We start from the raw sequence: 872 nt of genomic DNA, 5'->3' as shown, positions 1-872 counted from the left end.
GGCTGCCCGAGAGCCATCTAGCGCGCTCTGTCGTCGAGGTGGTGGAAGCGCTCGATCTGAGCCCCCTGATCCAAGCGTACGCCGGGCGCGGGAGCTTGCCCTATCACCCGGCGATGATGCGCTCGCTGTTGATCTATGGTTATGCCACGGGCTGTTACTCCAGCCGCAAGATCGAGTTGGCCACCTTTGATTCGGTGGCCTTTCGCTTCATTGCCTGCAATCAGCACCCTGACCACGACACCCTAGCGACCTTTCGGAAGCGATTTCGGGTGGAATTCGAGGCGGTGTTCGTGCAAGTGCTGGAGGTCGCGCAGACGGCGGTGGCGCGGGCCTTTCGTCAGCATCGCGGCAAGGCGGTCAGTCTGGTGGCGGCCGGCTTTCCGGTCGCGGAGGCCATCGCGCCTATCCTAGTGGTTGCCCTCGCAGCAGCGCTTGGCTGGCGCACGACCTGGTGGCTGATCGCGGGGCTGCTGATCCTGCTGGCCGGGGTCTTGCTCGCGTTGCTTGGGCGTCACGTCCCGGGGCGTCCCAGCCTCGAGGCCGGATCAGCCGATGAGCCCGCGCCCTGGACGCGGGCGCAGGTGCTGCGTGATCGACGCTTTTATCTAATCCTGCCGGCGCTGATGGGCGCGCCGTTCATCGCCACCGCCGTGTTCTTTCATCAGGTACCGCTGGCCGAGTCCAAGGGCTGGACCCTGGCCTGGCTGGCGGCGAGCTTTCCCGCCTTTGCGGCGGCGCACCTGTTATCGCTGTCGTTCAGCGGCCCCTTGATCGATGGTTTCGGCGCACGCCGGCTGCTGCCCTGGCATCTGACGTCCTTGTCCTGGCCCTACTGGCGCTTGCCTTCGCCGATGGGCCTTGGTTGGCGCCCT

1 protein-coding gene is annotated in these 872 nt (G+C 66.1%); it reads left to right on the top strand.

The annotated features are described in order from the left end of the window. Positions 1 to 2: 2 nt before the first annotated feature. A partial coding sequence (locus VBE63_RS30495; RefSeq protein WP_323686701.1) for an MFS transporter occupies positions 3 to 872 on the top strand: 870 nt, incomplete at its 3' end.

The organism is Lamprobacter sp. (assembly GCF_034860625.1).
Taxonomy (GTDB): Bacteria; Pseudomonadota; Gammaproteobacteria; order Chromatiales; family Chromatiaceae; genus Lamprobacter.
This window is presented reverse-complemented; position numbering and strand designations above follow the sequence as displayed.